Source organism: Streptomyces sp. NEAU-YJ-81, from assembly GCF_017592595.1.
GTDB classification, from domain to species: domain Bacteria; phylum Actinomycetota; class Actinomycetes; order Streptomycetales; family Streptomycetaceae; genus Streptomyces; species Streptomyces hygroscopicus_B.
In genome coordinates this window covers 69326-84941 of record NZ_JAGFNO010000010.1, presented here as the reverse complement: position 1 = coordinate 84941, position 15616 = coordinate 69326, and the positions used below count along the sequence as shown (strand labels likewise).

The 15616-nt window shown below is 73.6% G+C and carries 10 protein-coding genes; 5 read left to right on the top strand and 5 right to left on the bottom strand.

Features of this window, described 5'->3' with window-relative positions:
• The first annotated feature begins 12 nt into the window (after positions 1 to 12).
• The gene (locus J5X86_RS22835) at positions 13 to 1275 is read left to right on the top strand and encodes a GNAT family N-acetyltransferase (protein ID WP_208518611.1); all 1263 of its coding nucleotides are present in this window, start codon (positions 13 to 15) and stop codon (positions 1273 to 1275) included.
• Here the strand turns inward: J5X86_RS22835 and J5X86_RS22830 are convergent.
• Positions 1217 to 2506, bottom strand: a complete 1290-nt coding sequence (locus J5X86_RS22830; protein WP_208518769.1) for a PLP-dependent aspartate aminotransferase family protein — start codon at positions 2504 to 2506, stop codon at positions 1217 to 1219. The genes J5X86_RS22835 and J5X86_RS22830 overlap by 59 nt on opposite strands.
• Positions 2507 to 2610: 104 nt before the next feature.
• Here J5X86_RS22830 and J5X86_RS22825 point away from each other — a divergent pair, with 104 nt between their 5' ends.
• Both J5X86_RS22825 and J5X86_RS22820 read left to right on the top strand, forming a co-directional pair.
• A complete protein-coding gene (locus J5X86_RS22825) occupies positions 2611 to 3105 on the top strand; it encodes an Lrp/AsnC family transcriptional regulator (RefSeq protein ID WP_198272660.1) in 495 nt (164 codons plus the stop codon).
• Positions 3106 to 3178: 73 nt separating this feature from the next.
• On the top strand, positions 3179 to 4861 hold the full coding sequence (locus J5X86_RS22820; protein WP_208518610.1) for a DUF885 domain-containing protein: 1683 nt from the start codon (positions 3179 to 3181) through the stop codon (positions 4859 to 4861).
• 109 nt (positions 4862 to 4970) lie between these two features.
• On the opposite strand, the gene J5X86_RS22815 is transcribed toward J5X86_RS22820, so the two are convergent.
• The 4 genes from J5X86_RS22815 to J5X86_RS22800 form a co-directional block, all read right to left on the bottom strand.
• Positions 4971 to 8951 carry an AAA family ATPase gene (locus tag J5X86_RS22815; protein ID WP_208518609.1) on the bottom strand — a complete coding sequence of 1327 codons (3981 nt, stop codon included), beginning with the start codon at positions 8949 to 8951 and terminating at the stop codon, positions 4971 to 4973.
• The gene (locus J5X86_RS22810) at positions 8948 to 10183 is read right to left on the bottom strand and encodes an exonuclease SbcCD subunit D (protein ID WP_208518608.1); all 1236 of its coding nucleotides are present in this window, start codon (positions 10181 to 10183) and stop codon (positions 8948 to 8950) included. The genes J5X86_RS22815 and J5X86_RS22810 overlap by 4 nt, the downstream gene beginning before the upstream one ends.
• A gap of 178 nt (positions 10184 to 10361) precedes the next feature.
• Entirely contained in the window at positions 10362 to 12197 is a 1836-nt protein-coding gene (locus J5X86_RS22805) for a SulP family inorganic anion transporter (protein WP_243981171.1), read from the bottom strand.
• 239 nt (positions 12198 to 12436) lie between these two features.
• On the bottom strand, positions 12437 to 13039 hold the full coding sequence (locus J5X86_RS22800) for a carbonic anhydrase (RefSeq protein ID WP_208518768.1): 603 nt from the start codon (positions 13037 to 13039) through the stop codon (positions 12437 to 12439).
• Positions 13040 to 13213: 174 nt separating this feature from the next.
• Between J5X86_RS22800 and J5X86_RS22795 the strand changes: the two genes are divergently transcribed.
• Together J5X86_RS22795 and J5X86_RS22790 are read left to right on the top strand one after the other, a co-directional pair.
• Positions 13214 to 14110 carry a response regulator transcription factor gene (locus J5X86_RS22795; protein WP_208518606.1) on the top strand — a complete coding sequence of 299 codons (897 nt, stop codon included), beginning with the start codon at positions 13214 to 13216 and terminating at the stop codon, positions 14108 to 14110.
• Positions 14107 to 15615 (top strand): sensor histidine kinase, encoded by a 1509-nt coding sequence (locus J5X86_RS22790; protein ID WP_208518605.1) that lies wholly within the window; start codon positions 14107 to 14109, stop codon positions 15613 to 15615. The genes J5X86_RS22795 and J5X86_RS22790 overlap by 4 nt, the downstream gene beginning before the upstream one ends.
• The last annotated feature ends 1 nt before the right edge of the window (position 15616 follow it).

Genomic DNA, 15616 nt, shown 5'->3' with positions numbered 1-15616 from the left:
GAGGGTGTTTGCATGACATTTCGAGCGACCCCCGAGACCCCTTCCCGGCACCGCCCCCGCTGGCGGCACGAGCTGGTCGCATGGTGGTCACGGCGCCAGGATCACGCGCCGCCGGGCAGCTCACCCTCGCCCGCGGCCGACGCGCACACCGCCCACGCCGCGGGCGCCCCGGAGACCACGGCCCCCGAGGCCACCACGCTGTGGCGGATGCGCACGACCGTAAGAGACGAGCCGGGTACCCTCGCCGCGCTGTGCGCGGCGCTGGCCGGGCACCGGGTCGACATCCTGGCCCTGCAGACCCATCCGCTGACCGACGGCACGGTGGACGAGTTCCTGCTGCGCGCGCCCGAGGCCCTGCCGTCCGCCGAGCTGACCGACGCCGTCGCGGCCGCGGGCGGCAGCGACACCTGGGTCGAGCGGGCCGACGCCCACGACCTGGTGGACGCGCCGACCCGGGCGCTGACCCTGGCCACCCGTACCGCCCTGGACGCCGCCGAACTCCCGCTCGCCCTGCGCCAGTTGTTCGGCCGCTGCACCATCCGCTCGGTTCCCGCCAAGTCCTTCAGCGGCCGCTCCCTGGAGAGCACACCGCCCGCCGAAGGTGTCCTGGAGGAGACCGTGATGCGGCTGCGCGATCCGTCCGGCGGCGCGATCGTCATCGAGCGGCCGTATCTGCCGTTCACCCCGACCGAGTTCGCCCGGGCCCGCGCGCTGGTCGAGCTGGACGCCCGGCTCGGCCCGCGGATCCCGCACGGCGGTGATGTGCTGACGCTGCCCGAGGGCAACGCCATCACCGTGCGCCGCGCCGGCACCGGCGACCTGGCCGCGGCCCGCGAGATGCACGCCCGCTGCTCCCCCGCGACGCTCGGGCTGCGCTACCACGGACCGGTCGGCGACGCCGACCGCTACCTCGCCCATCTGCTGAGCCCGCGCTTCGGCCGCACCCTGGCCGCGTACACCGCCTCCGGGCGGCTGGTCGCCCTCGGCCATCTGCTGTGGGACGGGGACGAGGCCGAGGTCGCGCTGATCGTCGAGGACGAGTGGCAGCGGCGCGGCGTCGGCGGGGAGCTGCTGCGGCGGCTGGTCGCGATGGCCGCCGAGACCGGCTACGAGAGCGTCTACGCCGTCACCCAGTCGGCCAACACCGGCATGGTGACCGCGATGCGCTCCCTCGAACTGCCGCTGGACTACCAGATCGAGCAGGGCACGCTGGTGATCAGCGCCCGCCTGGACCCGGCACCGGCACCGGTCCCCCCGCTGCCGCACTCGCGCTGAGACCGGCCGGGACATCGCTGTAGGCCGCGCGCTCCGCCCGGTGGGCGCCGCGCCCCGCCGGGCCGCCGTCGAGCGCCTGGTCCAGGTCGCGCCACACATCCTCGACGTCCTCGAGCCCGACCGACATCCGCAGCAGCCGGTCGCCGATCCCCGAGGAGTGGCGGTCCCCCTCGGCCACGATCCGGTGGCTGATGGAGGCCGGGTGCTGGATGAGGGTGTCCACGCTGCCCAGGCTGACCGCCGGGGTGATCAGCCGCACCCCGGAGATCACCGCATGCGGATCGCCGCGGGTCTCGAAGGCCACCATCGCCCCGCCGATCCGCGGATAGTGGACGCGGGCCACCCGGGGATCGGCGGCCAGCCGCCGGGCCAGCTCGGCCGCGGTCGCCGAGGCGGCCCGCATCCGTACGGGCAGCGTGGACAGTCCGCGCAGCAGCAGATATCCGGCGAGCGGATGCAGCACCCCGCCGGTGGCGAACCGCACCTGCCGCAGCGCCCGGGCGAACTCCTCGTCGCAGGCCACCACGCCGCCCATCACATCGCCGTGTCCGCCGAGGTACTTGGTGGCGCTGTGCAGGACCGCGCTCGCGCCCCGCTCGGCCGGGCGCTGCAGCACCGGTGTGGCGAAGGTGTTGTCCGCGAGCAGCGGGACCGTGCCGCAGGAGTGGGCGACGGCCCGCAGGTCGACTTCGGCGAGCGTCGGATTGGCCGGGGTCTCCACCATGACGAGGCCGGTGTCGGGGCGTATCGCCTCCGCGATCCCGGCCGGATCCACCCAGGTGACCTCGGTGCCCAGCAGCCCGGCGTCCAGCAGATGGTCGCTGCACCCGTACAGCGGGCGGACCGCGACCACATGCCGCAGCCCCTGGGCCCCGCGCGCCAGCAGACACGCGCTGAGCGCCGCCATGCCGCTGGCGAACGCGACCGCGCTCTCGGTGCCCTCCAGCCGGGCCAGGGCGGTCTCGAAGCGGGCCACGGTGGGATTGTCCAGGCGAGCGTAGACGGGCGGGCCGTCCGGCCGGGCGCCGGTGGCGGCGAACACGTCGATCCTGGCGGCCTCCTGGCGGCTGTCGTACGAGGGGTAGGTCGTCGACAGGTCCAGGGGTACGGCGTGCAGTCCCATGGCCGGAAGGTCCTCGCGCCCGGCGTGGACGGCCTCGGTGGCGAACGCGTGCCGTCCGGCCTCGCCGCGCGGGCCCTGTGTGCCCGGCGCGATCCCCGTGGCCTCCATGGCCCCCGTGGTCCTCATGCTCTCCGTGCTCTCCCTGATGTCCATGGGTGAAGGGTGAACAACCACCGGACTCTCGCGGCTGATGTCCGTGCTACGTTCGGCCGATGGCCGAAACCGTCGCTCTCGATCCGGTGGACCTCCAGATTCTGCGGCTGCTGCAGAACGACGCCCGGACCACCTACCGCGATCTGGCCGCCCAGGTCGGCGTGGCGCCCTCGACCTGTCTGGACCGGGTGGCCCGGCTGCGCCGCTCCGGCGTGATTCTCGGCCATGAACTCCGCCTGGACCCCACCAAGCTGGGGCGCGGGCTCGAAGCCCTGCTCTCGGTCCAGCTACGGCCCCACCGCCGGGAGCTGGTCGGCCCGTTCGTGGAGCGGATCCGGGCGCTGCCCGAGTCCCGGGCGCTGTTCCATCTGGCCGGGCCGGACGACTATCTGGTGCATGTCGCGGTGGCCGACACCGCCGATCTGCAGCGGCTGGTGCTGGACGAGTTCACCTCGCGCCGGGAGGTGGCCCGGGTCGAGACCCGACTGATCTTCCAGCAGTGGAGCTGCGGCCCACTGCTGCCGCCCGCCCGGGACGGCTCAGCAATCTCCTAGCACACCTCTGTTCCCGCTCGTCACACTCCCGTGGTGCTGACGCCGCACCCCGGAACGTACGAGGATGGGCCGCATGTCCGATACCAAGAACGCTCCGCTGCCCCGTCAGGTCGCCGACAGCTATGTCGACGCCCTCATCGAACTCGACCCGATCACCGGCACCTACCTGGGCGTTCCCGAGAGCTCCCGGCGCCTCCCGGACTTCTCCCCCGACGGGGCCGAGGCCGTCGCCGACCTCTCCCGCACCACCCTGGCGCGGCTGGCCGAGGCCGAGGCGCGCCCCGGGGCGGACAGCGACGCCGAGCGCCGCTGCGCCCGGCTGCTGCGGGAGCGGCTGACCGCCGAGCTCGCCGTGCACGACGCCCACGAGGGACTCCGCGCGGTCAGCAACCTGAGCTCCCCGCTGCACTCGGTGCGCGGCATCTTCACCGTGATGCCCAGCGAGACCGAGGAGGACTGGTCGGCCGTCACGGCCCGGCTGCGCGCCGTACCGGCCGCGCTGGAGGGATACCGCGCCTCGCTCGCCGAGGGGCTGCGGCAGAGCCTGCCGGCCGGTCCCCGGCAGGTGGCCACGGTCCTCGATCAGTTGACGGAGTGGATCGGCACGGACGGCGGCTGGTTCGCCGACTTCACCGCCGAGGGCCCCGACGCGCTGCGCGGTGAGCTGGACGAGGCCGCCGCCGAGGCGACGGGCGCGCTGGTCGCGCTGCGTGACTGGCTGCGCGAGACATACGCCCCGGCCATCGAGGGCGCCGCCGATGTGGTGGGGCGCGAGCGCTACCGCCGCTGGGCCCGGATGTGGAACGGCACCGATCTCGACCTGGACGAGGCGTACGCGTACGGCTGGTCGGAATTCCACCGTATCCACGCCGAGATGCGCACCGAGGCCGAGAAGATCCTGCCCGGTGCCAACCCGTGGGAGGCGCTGCGCCACCTCGACACCCACGGTGCGCATATCGAGGGCGTCGAGGAGACGCGGGTGTGGCTGCAGGAGCTGATGGACGAGGCCATCGAGGAGCTGAACGGCACCCACTTCGACCTGGCCGAGCGGGTCAAGCGGGTCGAGTCGATGATCGCCCCGCCGGGCAGCGCGGCGGCGCCGTACTACACCCAGCCGTCGGTGGACTTCTCCCGCCCCGGCCGGACCTGGCTGCCCACGATGGGCGAGACCCGCTTCCCCGTCTACGACCTGGTCTCCACCTGGTACCACGAGGGCGTCCCCGGCCACCATCTGCAGCTCGCCCAGTGGGCGCACGTCTCCGACCGGCTCTCCCGCTACCAGGCCACGGTCGGCATGGTCAGCGCCAACGCCGAGGGCTGGGCGCTGTACGCGGAGCGGCTCATGGACGAGCTGGGCTTCCTGTCGGACCCGGAGCGGCGGCTGGGCTATCTGGACGCGCAGATGATGCGGGCGCTGCGGGTGATCGTCGACATCGGGATGCATCTGGAGCTGGAGATCCCCGCCGATTCGCCCTTCCACCCCGGTGAGCGGTGGACTCCGGAGCTGGCGCGCGAGTTCTTCGGGCTGCACTGTGGCCGTCCGGCGGAGTTCCTCGACAGTGAGCTGGTGCGCTATCTGGGCATGCCGGGCCAGGCCATCGGCTACAAGCTGGGCGAGCGGGCCTGGCTGACGGGGCGGGAGGCGGCCCGTAAGGCGCACGGCGACGCCTTCGACGCCAAGAAGTGGCATATGGCGGCGCTGTCGCAGGGTTCGCTGGGGCTTGACGACCTGGTGGAGGAGCTGTCGGCGCTCTGAGCTTTTGCTGAGCGCCGACGGGCGGGCCCGCAATCCTTACGGGGTGCGGCCCGCCCTCCCGCTGGTGCGCGGACCCGCCCACCCGCTAGAGCGCAGGCCCGCCCACCCGCTAGAGCGCGGCGGCCGTACGGTGGCGTACGGCCGAGCCCTCGCGGCCCTTGACGACCTCCAGCTGGGCGGGGATCCGCCGGCGCAGATCGGCGACATGGCTGACGATGCCGACCGTACGGTCCCGCTCGCGCAGCGAGTCGAGCACGTCCATGACCTCGTCCAGGGTCTGCTCGTCGAGGCTGCCGAACCCCTCGTCGATGAAGAGGGTGTCCAGGCGGACCCCGCCCGCCTCGTCGGTGACCACGTCCGCCAGGCCCAGCGCGAGGGCCAGCGAGGCGGAGAAGGTCTCGCCGCCGGAGAGGGTGGCGGTGTCGCGTTCGCTGCCGGTCCAGGCGTCGATGACATGCAGTCCGAGACCGGATCGGCCGCGTCCGCCGGAGCGGGCGTCGGAGTGCACCAGGGTGTAGCGCCCGGAGGACATGTGGCGCAGCCGGGCGCTCGCCGCCGCCGCGACCTGCTCCAGCCGGGCCGCCAGCACATACGCCTCCAGCCGCATCCTGCGCTCGTTGTCCGTGGAGGTGCCCGCGGCGAGCGAGGCGAGGCGGGCGATCCGGTCGTGCTCCGCGCGCAGCGGGGCGAGCCTGCGGGCGTCGGCGACCGCCTGCGCGGAGAGCGCGTCAAGGTCCTCGCAGCGGGTGCGGGCCGCCGCGTCCACGGCCGAGACCTCGCGCAGCGCGCGGGTGGCCGCGTCGGCCGCCGTCTGCGCCGCCGCCGGGTCGGCGGGCGGCGCCTGCGCGGCGGCGAGCACCCTGGCGTCGGACAGCTCGGCCCCGGCCGCCGCCGACTCCGTCTGCCATGCGTCGAGACGGCGGCGCGCCTCGCGCTGCCGGTCCGGGGGCAGCACGGCCTCGGCGGCCTGCTCCGGGGTCTCGAACCCGGCCCGGTACGCGGCGTCGGCGAGCCGGGCATCCGCCTCCTTCAGCCGGGTCGCGGCCGCGTCGGCAGCCCGCGCCGCCTCGGCGGCGCGGGCCAGCAGCCCCGCCTGCCACTCGAGCCGCGCCGCGCGCTCGGCGACGGTGGCGTCCGCACCGCGCGCCTGCTCCAGCTCCGCCAGCAGCGCGGCCCGCTCCCGGGCCAGGGTTTCGCGGCGCGAGGTGCGGGCGGCCGCCCGCCGCTCGGCCTCCTGCCGCTGCGCCGTACGCCGTGCGTGCTCGCCCTCGGCCCGGTCCAGGGCCTCGCGGGCGGCGTGCCCATCGGCCGCCGCGTCACGGGCCTCGGCGTACGCGGCCCGCAACTCGGCCAGGGCCCGGTCGAGTTCGGCCGCGTCCTCGCCCTCCGCCGTGGCCTCCGCGCCCGCGTGGGCCTCCCGCAGTGCGTTCCGCGTGCGCTCGGCCTCCTCGCGGACCTCCTCGGTGCGCTGGTAGTCCGCCAGCGCGGCCTCCTCCGCCGTACGGTCCACATGCCCGGCTCCGGGCCGCGCCGGGCCCGGGTGCTCGGTCGCCCCGCACACCGCGCAGGGCTCCCCCTCGCGCAGCCTGGCCGCCAGCTCGGCGGCGATGCCACGCAGCCGGGCCTCCTTGAGGTCGAGCCAGTTCTGGCGCGCGGCGGTGGCCCCCTCCCGCGCCCGCAACAGCTCCTCCCGCGCCTGCCGCTCCTGCCCGGCGAGCCGGTCCCGCCGCCGGGCGGCTTCGAGGCGCCGCTCGGCGGGCTCGATCCGTCCGCCGAGCTGCTCGGCCCGGTTGACGGCCTCCTGCGCGGCCTCGACCCGCCGCTGATGCGCCCGGTGGGTCTCCTCCCACCCGGCGAGCCACTCGGCGGCCTCCTCGATCGCCTCGTCGTCGGCACGGGCCTCCCGGTCGAGCGCGGCGATCTCGCCGACCACGGCCCCCGCCCGCGCCTCCCCCCGCCGCGCGGCCCCCAACGCCCCAAGCTCCTCCCGCACCCGCCGCTCAACCCGCCCCAACCACTCGGCATCGGCCTCGCCGAGCACCGCGGACGGACCCGAGCCGTACGGGTCGGCTCGACGGTCCCGCTCGCCATACGGCGCGTCAGACGCACCGGTCGGGTCCGCGGCCGCCCTGCCGCGACCCGCCCAGGGCCCGATCGACCCCGCCGCGCCCGAGTGCGGCGCGCCGTGGCCGCAGGACGTGGGTCCGGATGCCCACGACGACGCACCGCACGCCTCGGTGACGGCGTCTCCGTCGCCGGTAGGCCCCGTCCGTGACACACTGCGCCCCCGCGCACCAGGCCGACCCGAGCCCGCACCCCGCGACGGCACACCCGAAGTGGCCGCCTCGCCAGACGGCGCGGGGACCGTCCCGGGCGTGCCGGTCCGGGAACCGGGCTGCCCATCTCCGGCACGCTCATCTCCCGCCCCATCCTCGGCGGCGGTGACCCGGCCGATGACGCGGGCACCCGACGCGCCCCCACCTGCGGAGGGGATGGCCCCCAGCGCCTGCGGCGGCACGCCCGGCGCTCCCGCCACCACGGGCAGCTCCTGATCCGGCGTGCCCGCGGCGGTGCCGTCGCCTCCTGTGCCGCTCTCCGCGGCGGCCTGCCCTGACCCACCGGGCCCATCGGTCACTGGCCCCGTCCGTGCGAAGGTGCCCTGCGCCAGGCCGGGCGCGTCCAGCCCCGGCTCGCCCGTTCCGGTACGCCCGGCCCTGACCGACTGCGCATCGACGGGACCCGGCGGCTCGGAGGCTCCCGCTTCACCGGACGACATCCGGCCCTGCGCGTCGTATGCCGTGTCCTCGTCGGGAGCCGCCCCGGCCCAGGCACCTTCCGCGCCCCCGTTCGGGGCGGCCTCCTCCGGGGACGCGGCGACCTGCGCGGGCAGGGGCGCCTCGGACGTAGCGGCCGGGCCGGCAGGGGTGCGTTGGTCGGGGATGTCCGGGATCGTCGCGAGGGCCGTCGCCGCCAGGCCGGGTTCGGCGGTAAGGCGGGCGCGGGCCTGGCGTTCGGTGGTTTCAGCGGTGTGGTGGTCGCGGGCAGCGGCGGTGCGCAGGTCGAGCGCGGGGACCACCGCGTCGGCCGCGCGGGCTCGTTCCAGCAGCTCGCGCAGCCGGTCGTGGTCGGGCCGCTGCCGTTCGAGGTCGTCCGCCCGGCGGCGGGCCTCGGCGTGGCGGCGCTGCAGCTCGGCCCGTTCGCGTGTCGCGTCGGCGGCCCGCTGGGCGGCGTCGTGGGCCGCCTCGGCGGCGCGTACGGCAAAGAGCGCGATGTCCCGCCGTTCGCGCGCGCCGGTGCGGGCGACAGCGGCCCATTGCAGGACGGCGTCGGCCAGCCCCGGTTCACCGGGGGTCGGCTCGGGCAGCGGATGCCCGTCGAGCTCCGTGGTGCGGCCCGCCGCCTGCGCCATCCGGTGGGCGAGCGCGAGCAGCCGCTCGTCCCCGGTCGCGACCCGCTTCTCCGCCGACCGCCGCAGCTCCGCCAGCCGTTCCTCGACGGCGGCGAAGCGGCCGGTGTCGAACAGCTTGCCCAGCAGCTTGCCGCGCGCCAGTTCATCCGCGCGCAGAAAGCGGGCGAAGTCGCCCTGCGGCAACAGCACCACCTGGCAGAACTGCTCCCGGCTCATGCCGAGCAGCTGCCCCATCTCCTCGCCGATCTCCTGGTGGGAGCGGCTGAGTGCCTTCCACTGCCCCGGCTCGGATGCCGAAGCGGGCGCCGCTGCCGGGGCGTACTCGCGCAGCAGGGTCTGCGCCTTCTCCCGGGTCATGCCCGTGCCCCGTTTCTTGGGGCGCGGCTGCTCGGGGCGCCGGGTGATCTCCAGGCGCCGCTCCCCGACGGTGAATTCGAGAACGACCTCGGTCGGGGTCAGCGGTTCGGCGTGGTCGCTGCGCAGCGAGAGCCCATTGCCCTGGCGAGCGCCGGGCACCTGGCCGTACAGCGCGTAGCAGACGGCGTCCAGGACGGACGTCTTGCCTGCGCCGGTCGGCCCGTGCAGGAGGAAGAGCCCGGCGGCGGACAGCTCATCGAAGTCGATCTTCTGGGTGGCGCCGAACGGGCCGAAGGCCGTGACGGCGAGCCGGTGCAGCCTCATCGCGCCGCCTCCTCCGCCGTCGCCCCAGCCCCCGCCGTCGCAGTCGCCGCGGCGCCATTCGCCTCGCCGGGCACAACGCCCTCGTGCGCCTCGCTCCGTACGGCCTCCAGCGCGTCGCCGAGCAGCCCGCGCTCCGCCTCGTCCGGGCCCCGGCCGCCCCGCACATGCGCCACGAAGTCCTCGGCGATCTGCCGGTCCGAGCGGCCGCGCAGCCGCTGTGCGTACGAGGCGAGCGGATCCTCGGGGGGCCGCTCGGGGTCGAAGACCAGCGTGAGTACGTGGGGGAAGCGCCGTGCCAGCCGGGCCATCGGCTCATGCGGCCGCACCGCGTCGGTCAGCGTGGCCTCGACCCACGCCTCCTCGTGGCGGTCGAGGTCCGGGTCGGCCAGCAGCTCCTCGATCCGGCCGCGGATCCGGGCCAGCGGGCGCGGCACCGGGCAGTCCACCCGTTCGCACGACGGCGCCTCGCCCGGCGCCCCCAGCTCCACCACCCACATTGACTTGCGGTGCGCCGCCTCGGAGAAGGAGTACGCGAGCGGGGAGCCCGAGTAGCGGATGCGCTCGGTGATGGTCTGGCAGCCGTGGAGATGGCCGAGCGCGGCGTAGTCGACGCCGTCGAAGACCTCGGCGGGTACGGAGGCGACTCCGCCGACCGTGATGTCCCGCTCGCTGTCGCTGACCGCGCCACCGGTGACGAAGGCATGCGCGAGGACAACGGAGCGGGTGCCGGACGGCCGGGTGGCGAGGTCGGCGCGCACCCGGTCCATGGCGGCACCCAGAACCGCCGTATGACCGGCCGCAGAGGCGCCCAACTCCTCGCGCACCAGGCCGGGTTCGAGATACGGCAGACCGTAGAAGGCCACCTCGCCGTGGTCATCGGAGAGGACGACGGGGGTGGCGCATCCGGCGGGGTCGGTGCGCAGGTGGATCCCGGCCCGGTCGATCAGCCCGGCACCGACGCCGAGACGGCGGGCCGAGTCATGGTTGCCGGAGATCATGACCGTGGGCACGCCGAGGTCCGCGAGCCGGTGCAGGGCGTCGTCGAAGAGCTCGACGGCGGCGAGCGGCGGCACGGCCCGGTCGTAGATGTCACCCGCGACGGCCACCGCGTCGATGTGCCGCTCGCGCACGGTGGTGACGAGGTGGTCGATGAACTCCCGCTGCGCGGCAAGGAGGCTGACCCGGTGAAAGGACCGTCCGAGGTGCCAGTCGGAGGTGTGCAGCATTCTCACAAGCGGTCTCCGACCTGCACTTCTGTCCTTCCTCCACCCCAGTGGCCAGCATCACACCCGCGGCGTACGCACGGCGCGGGCACCGACCACGTTAGCCGCGGTCGGTGCCCGGTCTCTCACGGACCTCGTATTTCCCGCCCGTGTCTCGGCCGGCGTCCCGGCCCGTGCCCCGGCGTGTCTAGCCGCGGTAGTCCCTCCACCGCGCTTCCTCGGAGTCCTGGAGTCCCTCAAACGGGCGAGTGTCCAGGTAGTACCACTCCGCGGACGGGCCCGGCTGGGAAGGGCCGTAGAACGCGTCGTACAGCGCACCGGACGACGACCGCTCGTGCGGCTGCGGCGGCGGCCACGACGGGGACACGGGCTGCCGCCGGAGCCCGGACCAGGACTCGGACCGAGACTCGGGCGAGGGCGTGGGCCGCGACTCGGGCGAGGAGTCAGGTGTGGACTCGGGCCGGGGCTTCCGCTTCGGCTTCTGCTTCTGCTTCTGCTTCTGCTTCTGCTTCTGCTTCGCCGCCGGGAGGTCGGGCAGCAGCAGTTCCACGCGTACGGTCTGCGACGCCCGCTTCTGCTCCACGAACTCCTCGATCTGGCTGCGGCACGCATGGTCCAGATGGGTCACCCCCATCAGGTCCAGCCGGATCCGCGGAGTCCCCGCCGACCCCACGGCCTCCAGCGCGTCGATGACCTTGGGCAGCCGCAGGAAGGTGGCGTTGCCGGTCATGACCAGCTTGGCGGTATCGCCCTCCACCCGGTGCTCGACGGAGGTCTGCGACATCCGCAGCGCCGCCAGGACGATCCCGGCCGCGAGCCCGACCAGCACCCCCTCCAGCAGCGCGGTGGCGACGATCACGCCCATGGTGATGGTCATCACGACGAACTCGCCACGGTCCTGGCGCCACATCTTCGGGAACTGTTCGGGTCCGAGCAGCTTCCAGCCGCTGTGCACCAGCACACCCGCCAGCACCGAGATCGGGATCAGGGCGAGGACGCTCGGCAGCAGCAGCGCGAAGCCGAGGAGCCACAGGCCGTGCAGGGTGCGGGAGAGCCTGGTCTTGGCCCCGGCCTGCACATTGGCCGAGCTTCGGGCGACGACGGCGGTCATGGGCAGCGCGCCGAGGATGCCGCAGACGGTGTTGCCCGCGCCCTGGGCGATCAGCTCGCTGTTGTAGCGGGTGCGCGGACCGTCGTGCATCCGGTCCACGGCGGCGGCCGTGAACAGGCTCTCCGCCGAGGCGATGACGGTGAAGGTGAAGACGGCGGTGAGCACTGCGGGATCGGCGAGGCCCGCGAACTGCTCCGGCCCGGGGAACTGGACGGAGGCCAGCAGATCGCCGACCTGAAGGGTCTTCACCTCCACGCCGGGCAGCGCGGCCACCAGAATGCCGATGGCGACGGCGACCAGCGCGGCGGGGATCTTTCTGACCGGCCCCGGCACCTTCTTCCAGACGAAGCTGAGGACGACCGTGGCGATGCCGAGCAGCGCGGCGATCGCCGTCTGTGCGTTGGTGAAGGTGTCGAGGACGTGCGCGGGGAAGCCGAGGATGTTCTCGATGGCCGTGCCGGGGGCCGCGGCATCGGCCAGCGGATAGGACTGGCTGAACATCAGCGGCAGCCCGATTCCGGCGAGCATGCCCTGGACGACGGCGATGGAGATGGCCTGGAACATACGGCCCAGCCGGATCATCCCCAGGCCGATCTGGAGCAGCCCGGACATCAGCACGATCACGCCGAGCATGGCGATGCCATGGGCCTCGACGGTCTCCGCGACGAGTGCGGTGAGCCCCGCGGCGGGGCCGCTGACTTGGAGGGTGCTGCCCCGGGTCATCCCGACCACCAGCCCGCCGACGACACCGGAGATGATGCCGAGTTCGGCCGGGGTGCCGGAGGCGACGGCGACACCGATACACAGGGGCAGGGCCACGAGGAAGACCACCAGCGAGGCGGTGATCTCGGTACCGAGGTCGACGCCCTGACCGGTCCCGCCTGCCTTTCTCTTTCCCCTCCCCTTGAACATGGCCTCGACCCGGGCTGTGCCACCCGCCCCGCCGTCGGCCTCATGGACGCCGGGAGCGTCGGCCTTACGGAAGCCGGGAGCGTCGGCCGTTCCCCTTACAGTTCCACCGGCGGGCCCATATGCGGGCATCGGTTGCGTCGACTGGGCGTCGCGTCCGCCTTCCGGCGGGAACACCTCGTCGATGTCGTAGGACGGCGAGGGATCCGGCTGAATCCGGCCACGGGCATGTCGTCCGCCCGTCATGAGTACGCCCGGAAGTCACCGTCGGTATCGAGTTCCCAGAGCTTGGCGCTGTCCACTTGGTAGAACCAGCCGTGCAGACGCAACCGCCCCGTCTCCAGTCGGCGCCGCGCCGCCGGGTATTCCTCCAGCGCGGCCAGCTGATTCCGGACATTGAGCTGCGCCAATTCCCGCAGGGACGGATCGGCGGAGGCCGTGTCGAGGGCGGACTCCAGCCCCGGCCGGGCGACCGACAGCCAGGCGCCCACACCGGGCAGCCGGGACAGATCCGTCCCCGAGGCCAGCGCGCCCATCGCGCCGCAGTGGGAATGGCCACAGATGACGATGTCGCGAACGCCGAGCACCTCCAGTGCGTACTCGATGGTGGCGGCCTCGCCGGAGACCGGACGCATCCCGTGCGGGGGAACGATGTTGCCCGCGTTGCGCAGCTCGAATATCTCGCCGGGCCGGGCTCCGGTGATCAGTGCGGGGATCACTCGGGAATCCGAGCAGGTAATGAAGAGCGCCTCGGGAAATTGCCCGTCGGCCAGTTTCCGGTATTCGCCGTGGTCGAAATCGGCCCGGCGCCGGAACGAGCGGGCGTGTTCGAGCAGAGCCCTCATCATGCCTCCCTGACGGGTGGTTGGACCAGATGCGAATCACCGTAGGGAGGGCTGTGCCAGGCGAAGGCTAAACGAACACTAGAGCATGACAAGTTCTTCTCCAATATTCGGACCCGCACTCGCAACATTACAAAAACCAGAAATCCATTCCGGCATTGCGGTACACAGGTCCCCATGACCGTACGAGCGCTGCTCATCGAGGATGACGACACGATCGCCGAGCCCCTCGTCGAGGGACTGGGGCGGTATGGACTGATGGTCGGTCATGTCGGCACGGGGGCTGCCGGGCTGGAGGGGCCGTACGGGGACATCGTTCTGCTCGACCTAGGACTGCCGGACATGGACGGCATCGACGTCTGCCGCGGTATCCGGCAGGTGTCGGACGTGCCGATCATCATGCTCACCGCGCGGGGTGAGGAGGCCGACCGTGTCCTGGGGCTGGAGCTGGGCGCGGACGACTACTTGGCGAAACCGTTCAGCATGCGGGAGCTGATCGCCCGGATCCGCGCGGTGACCCGGCGCTCCCAACGGACCGTCACCGCCACCGCGACCTCCACGGCGACCGCCACCGACCAAGCCCTCACCACCACAGCCCCGGCCGCACCCGCACCGGCCGCTCCCACCGCACCGGCCGCCGCACCAGCCCCCACCGCACCGGCCGCCGCCCAACCGTCGCCCTGGGAGCAGGAGCCGCTGGTCGTGGACCGTCGGACCCGTCAGGTGTGGGTGGGCGGCACTCCCGTCACCCTCACCCCCAAGGAGTTCGAGCTGCTGGCCCTGCTCACCGAGGATCCCGGCGCCGTGTACTCGCGTCAGCAGATCCTCGACCGCGTCTGGGACCCCCACTTCCACGGGCCGACCAAGACCCTGGATGTGCATGTAGCCACCCTGCGCCGCAAGCTGGGCGATCCGGCCTGGATCCAGACCCTGCGCGGGGTCGGCTTCCGTCTCGCCGTCCACTCGCGAGCCCCTTCGGGAGCCCCATCGCGAGCCCCGTCGGGGGTGCCGTCGGGGGTTCCGTCGGGGGTTCCGGCGGGGGTTCCGGGAGTACCGGAGGCCGCCCGGCCGTGACCCGACGTCTGCTGCTCGGATATCTGAGCCTCGCCGTTCTGATCCTGCTGAGCCTGGGGATACCGCTCGGCTACGTCTACAGCAGAGCCGAGAGAGAGCAGATCATCTCCTCGGCGGAGGACGAGGCCGAGTCGGTGTCCGCGTTCGCCTCGCTGTCGATCACGGCGGGCCGGGAGCGGCGCGAACTGCCGCACCGGGCACGGCACTGTGCCGAGCGCATTCGCGGCAGGGTGGTCATCGTCGGCGACGACGGCCGGCTCCTGGCGACCTCGCATGCGCTGTCCGCCACGGAGTCGCGAAACCTGACGTCGCGCCCCGAGATCGCCGCCGCGCTGCGCGGCCGGGACGCGATCGACGTCCGGACCTCCACCATCGGCGGCGTTCGCTATCTCTCGGTCGCCGCGCCCGTCGTCCACGGCGACGATCTGCAGGGCGCGGTGCGCCTGACCGTGCCCACCGACGCGGTGGAGTCCCGGGTCCACCGGATCTGGCTGCTGCTGGCCGTGGGCGGACTCGCGGTCCTTACGGCCATCGCCGCCGTGGGGTTGGTGTTCGCCCGCTGGACCAGCCGCCCCATCCTGGAGCTGGAGCGGTTCGCGCACCGTCTGGCCGACGGGCAGTTCACCACGCCGGCCCCCGTGACCTCCGGCCCGCCGGAGGTGCGCAGCCTCGCCGCCACGTTCAACCAGACCGCCGCCCGGCTGGAGCATCTGCTGGTCTCCCAGCGCGCCTTCGCCGCCGAGGCGTCCCACCAGCTCAAGACGCCGCTGGCAGCGCTGCGACTGCGGCTGGACAACCTGGAGGCGGAGATGACCGGACACGCCCGGGACAGTCTCAACGCCGCGATGACCGAGACCGACCGGCTGGCCCGGATGGTCGAGGGGCTGCTGGCGATGGCGCGGATGGAGGAGAGCGCCGTCACTCCCGAACCGGTCGACCTGGACCAGGTGTGCGCCGAGCGCCTGCTCACCTGGACCCCGCTCTTCGAGCAGCACAAGGCCCAGCTCGCGCTGCTCGGCGACCGGGCCGGCCATGCCCTCGCGGTGCCCGGAGCCATGGAGCAGATCCTGGACAATCTGCTCTCCAACGCGCTGCGTGCCACGCCCCTGGGCTCCACCGTCACCATGGTGCTGCGCTGTACGGCCCCCGACCGCCGCCATCTCCCCGCGCGGCCCGCCTGGATCGAGCTGCATGTCATCGACGAGGGTCCCGGCATGACCGCCGATCAGCGCCGCCGCGCCTTCGACCGCTTCTGGCGCGCGCCGGACGCCCCGAAGGGCGGCACCGGTCTGGGACTGTCGCTGGTGCAGCGGCTCGCCCATGTGAGCGGAGGGGAGGCCACCTTGGCCCGGGCGCCCGGTGGCGGCCTCGACGCCGCGATCCGGCTGCGGCCCGCACCCCGCGCGTCCCAGGGCCGCCCGTCCAGAATCGGCCTGCCCCGGAGAGTGCGGAGCGACCGGAGTACACCGGAGGCAGCTCCTTCGTCCGCCCGCTCACCGGTCTAGG

What these genes read in the sequence shown, in the direction of transcription:
- J5X86_RS22830 (WP_208518769.1), bottom strand. Translation starts at nt 2,506, where the DNA reads ATGGAGGCCACGGGGATCGCGCCGGGCACACAGGGCCCGCGCGGCGAG.
- J5X86_RS22820 (WP_208518610.1), top strand. Translation starts at nt 3,179, where the DNA reads ATGTCCGATACCAAGAACGCTCCGCTGCCCCGTCAGGTCGCCGACAGC.
- J5X86_RS22805 (WP_243981171.1), bottom strand. Translation starts at nt 12,197, where the DNA reads ATGTTCAAGGGGAGGGGAAAGAGAAAGGCAGGCGGGACCGGTCAGGGC.
- J5X86_RS22800 (WP_208518768.1), bottom strand. Translation starts at nt 13,039, where the DNA reads ATGAGGGCTCTGCTCGAACACGCCCGCTCGTTCCGGCGCCGGGCCGAT.
- J5X86_RS22835 (WP_208518611.1), top strand. Translation starts at nt 13, where the DNA reads ATGACATTTCGAGCGACCCCCGAGACCCCTTCCCGGCACCGCCCCCGC.
- J5X86_RS22825 (WP_198272660.1), top strand. Translation starts at nt 2,611, where the DNA reads ATGGCCGAAACCGTCGCTCTCGATCCGGTGGACCTCCAGATTCTGCGG.
- J5X86_RS22815 (WP_208518609.1), bottom strand. Translation starts at nt 8,951, where the DNA reads ATGAGGCTGCACCGGCTCGCCGTCACGGCCTTCGGCCCGTTCGGCGCC.
- J5X86_RS22795 (WP_208518606.1), top strand. Translation starts at nt 13,214, where the DNA reads ATGACCGTACGAGCGCTGCTCATCGAGGATGACGACACGATCGCCGAG.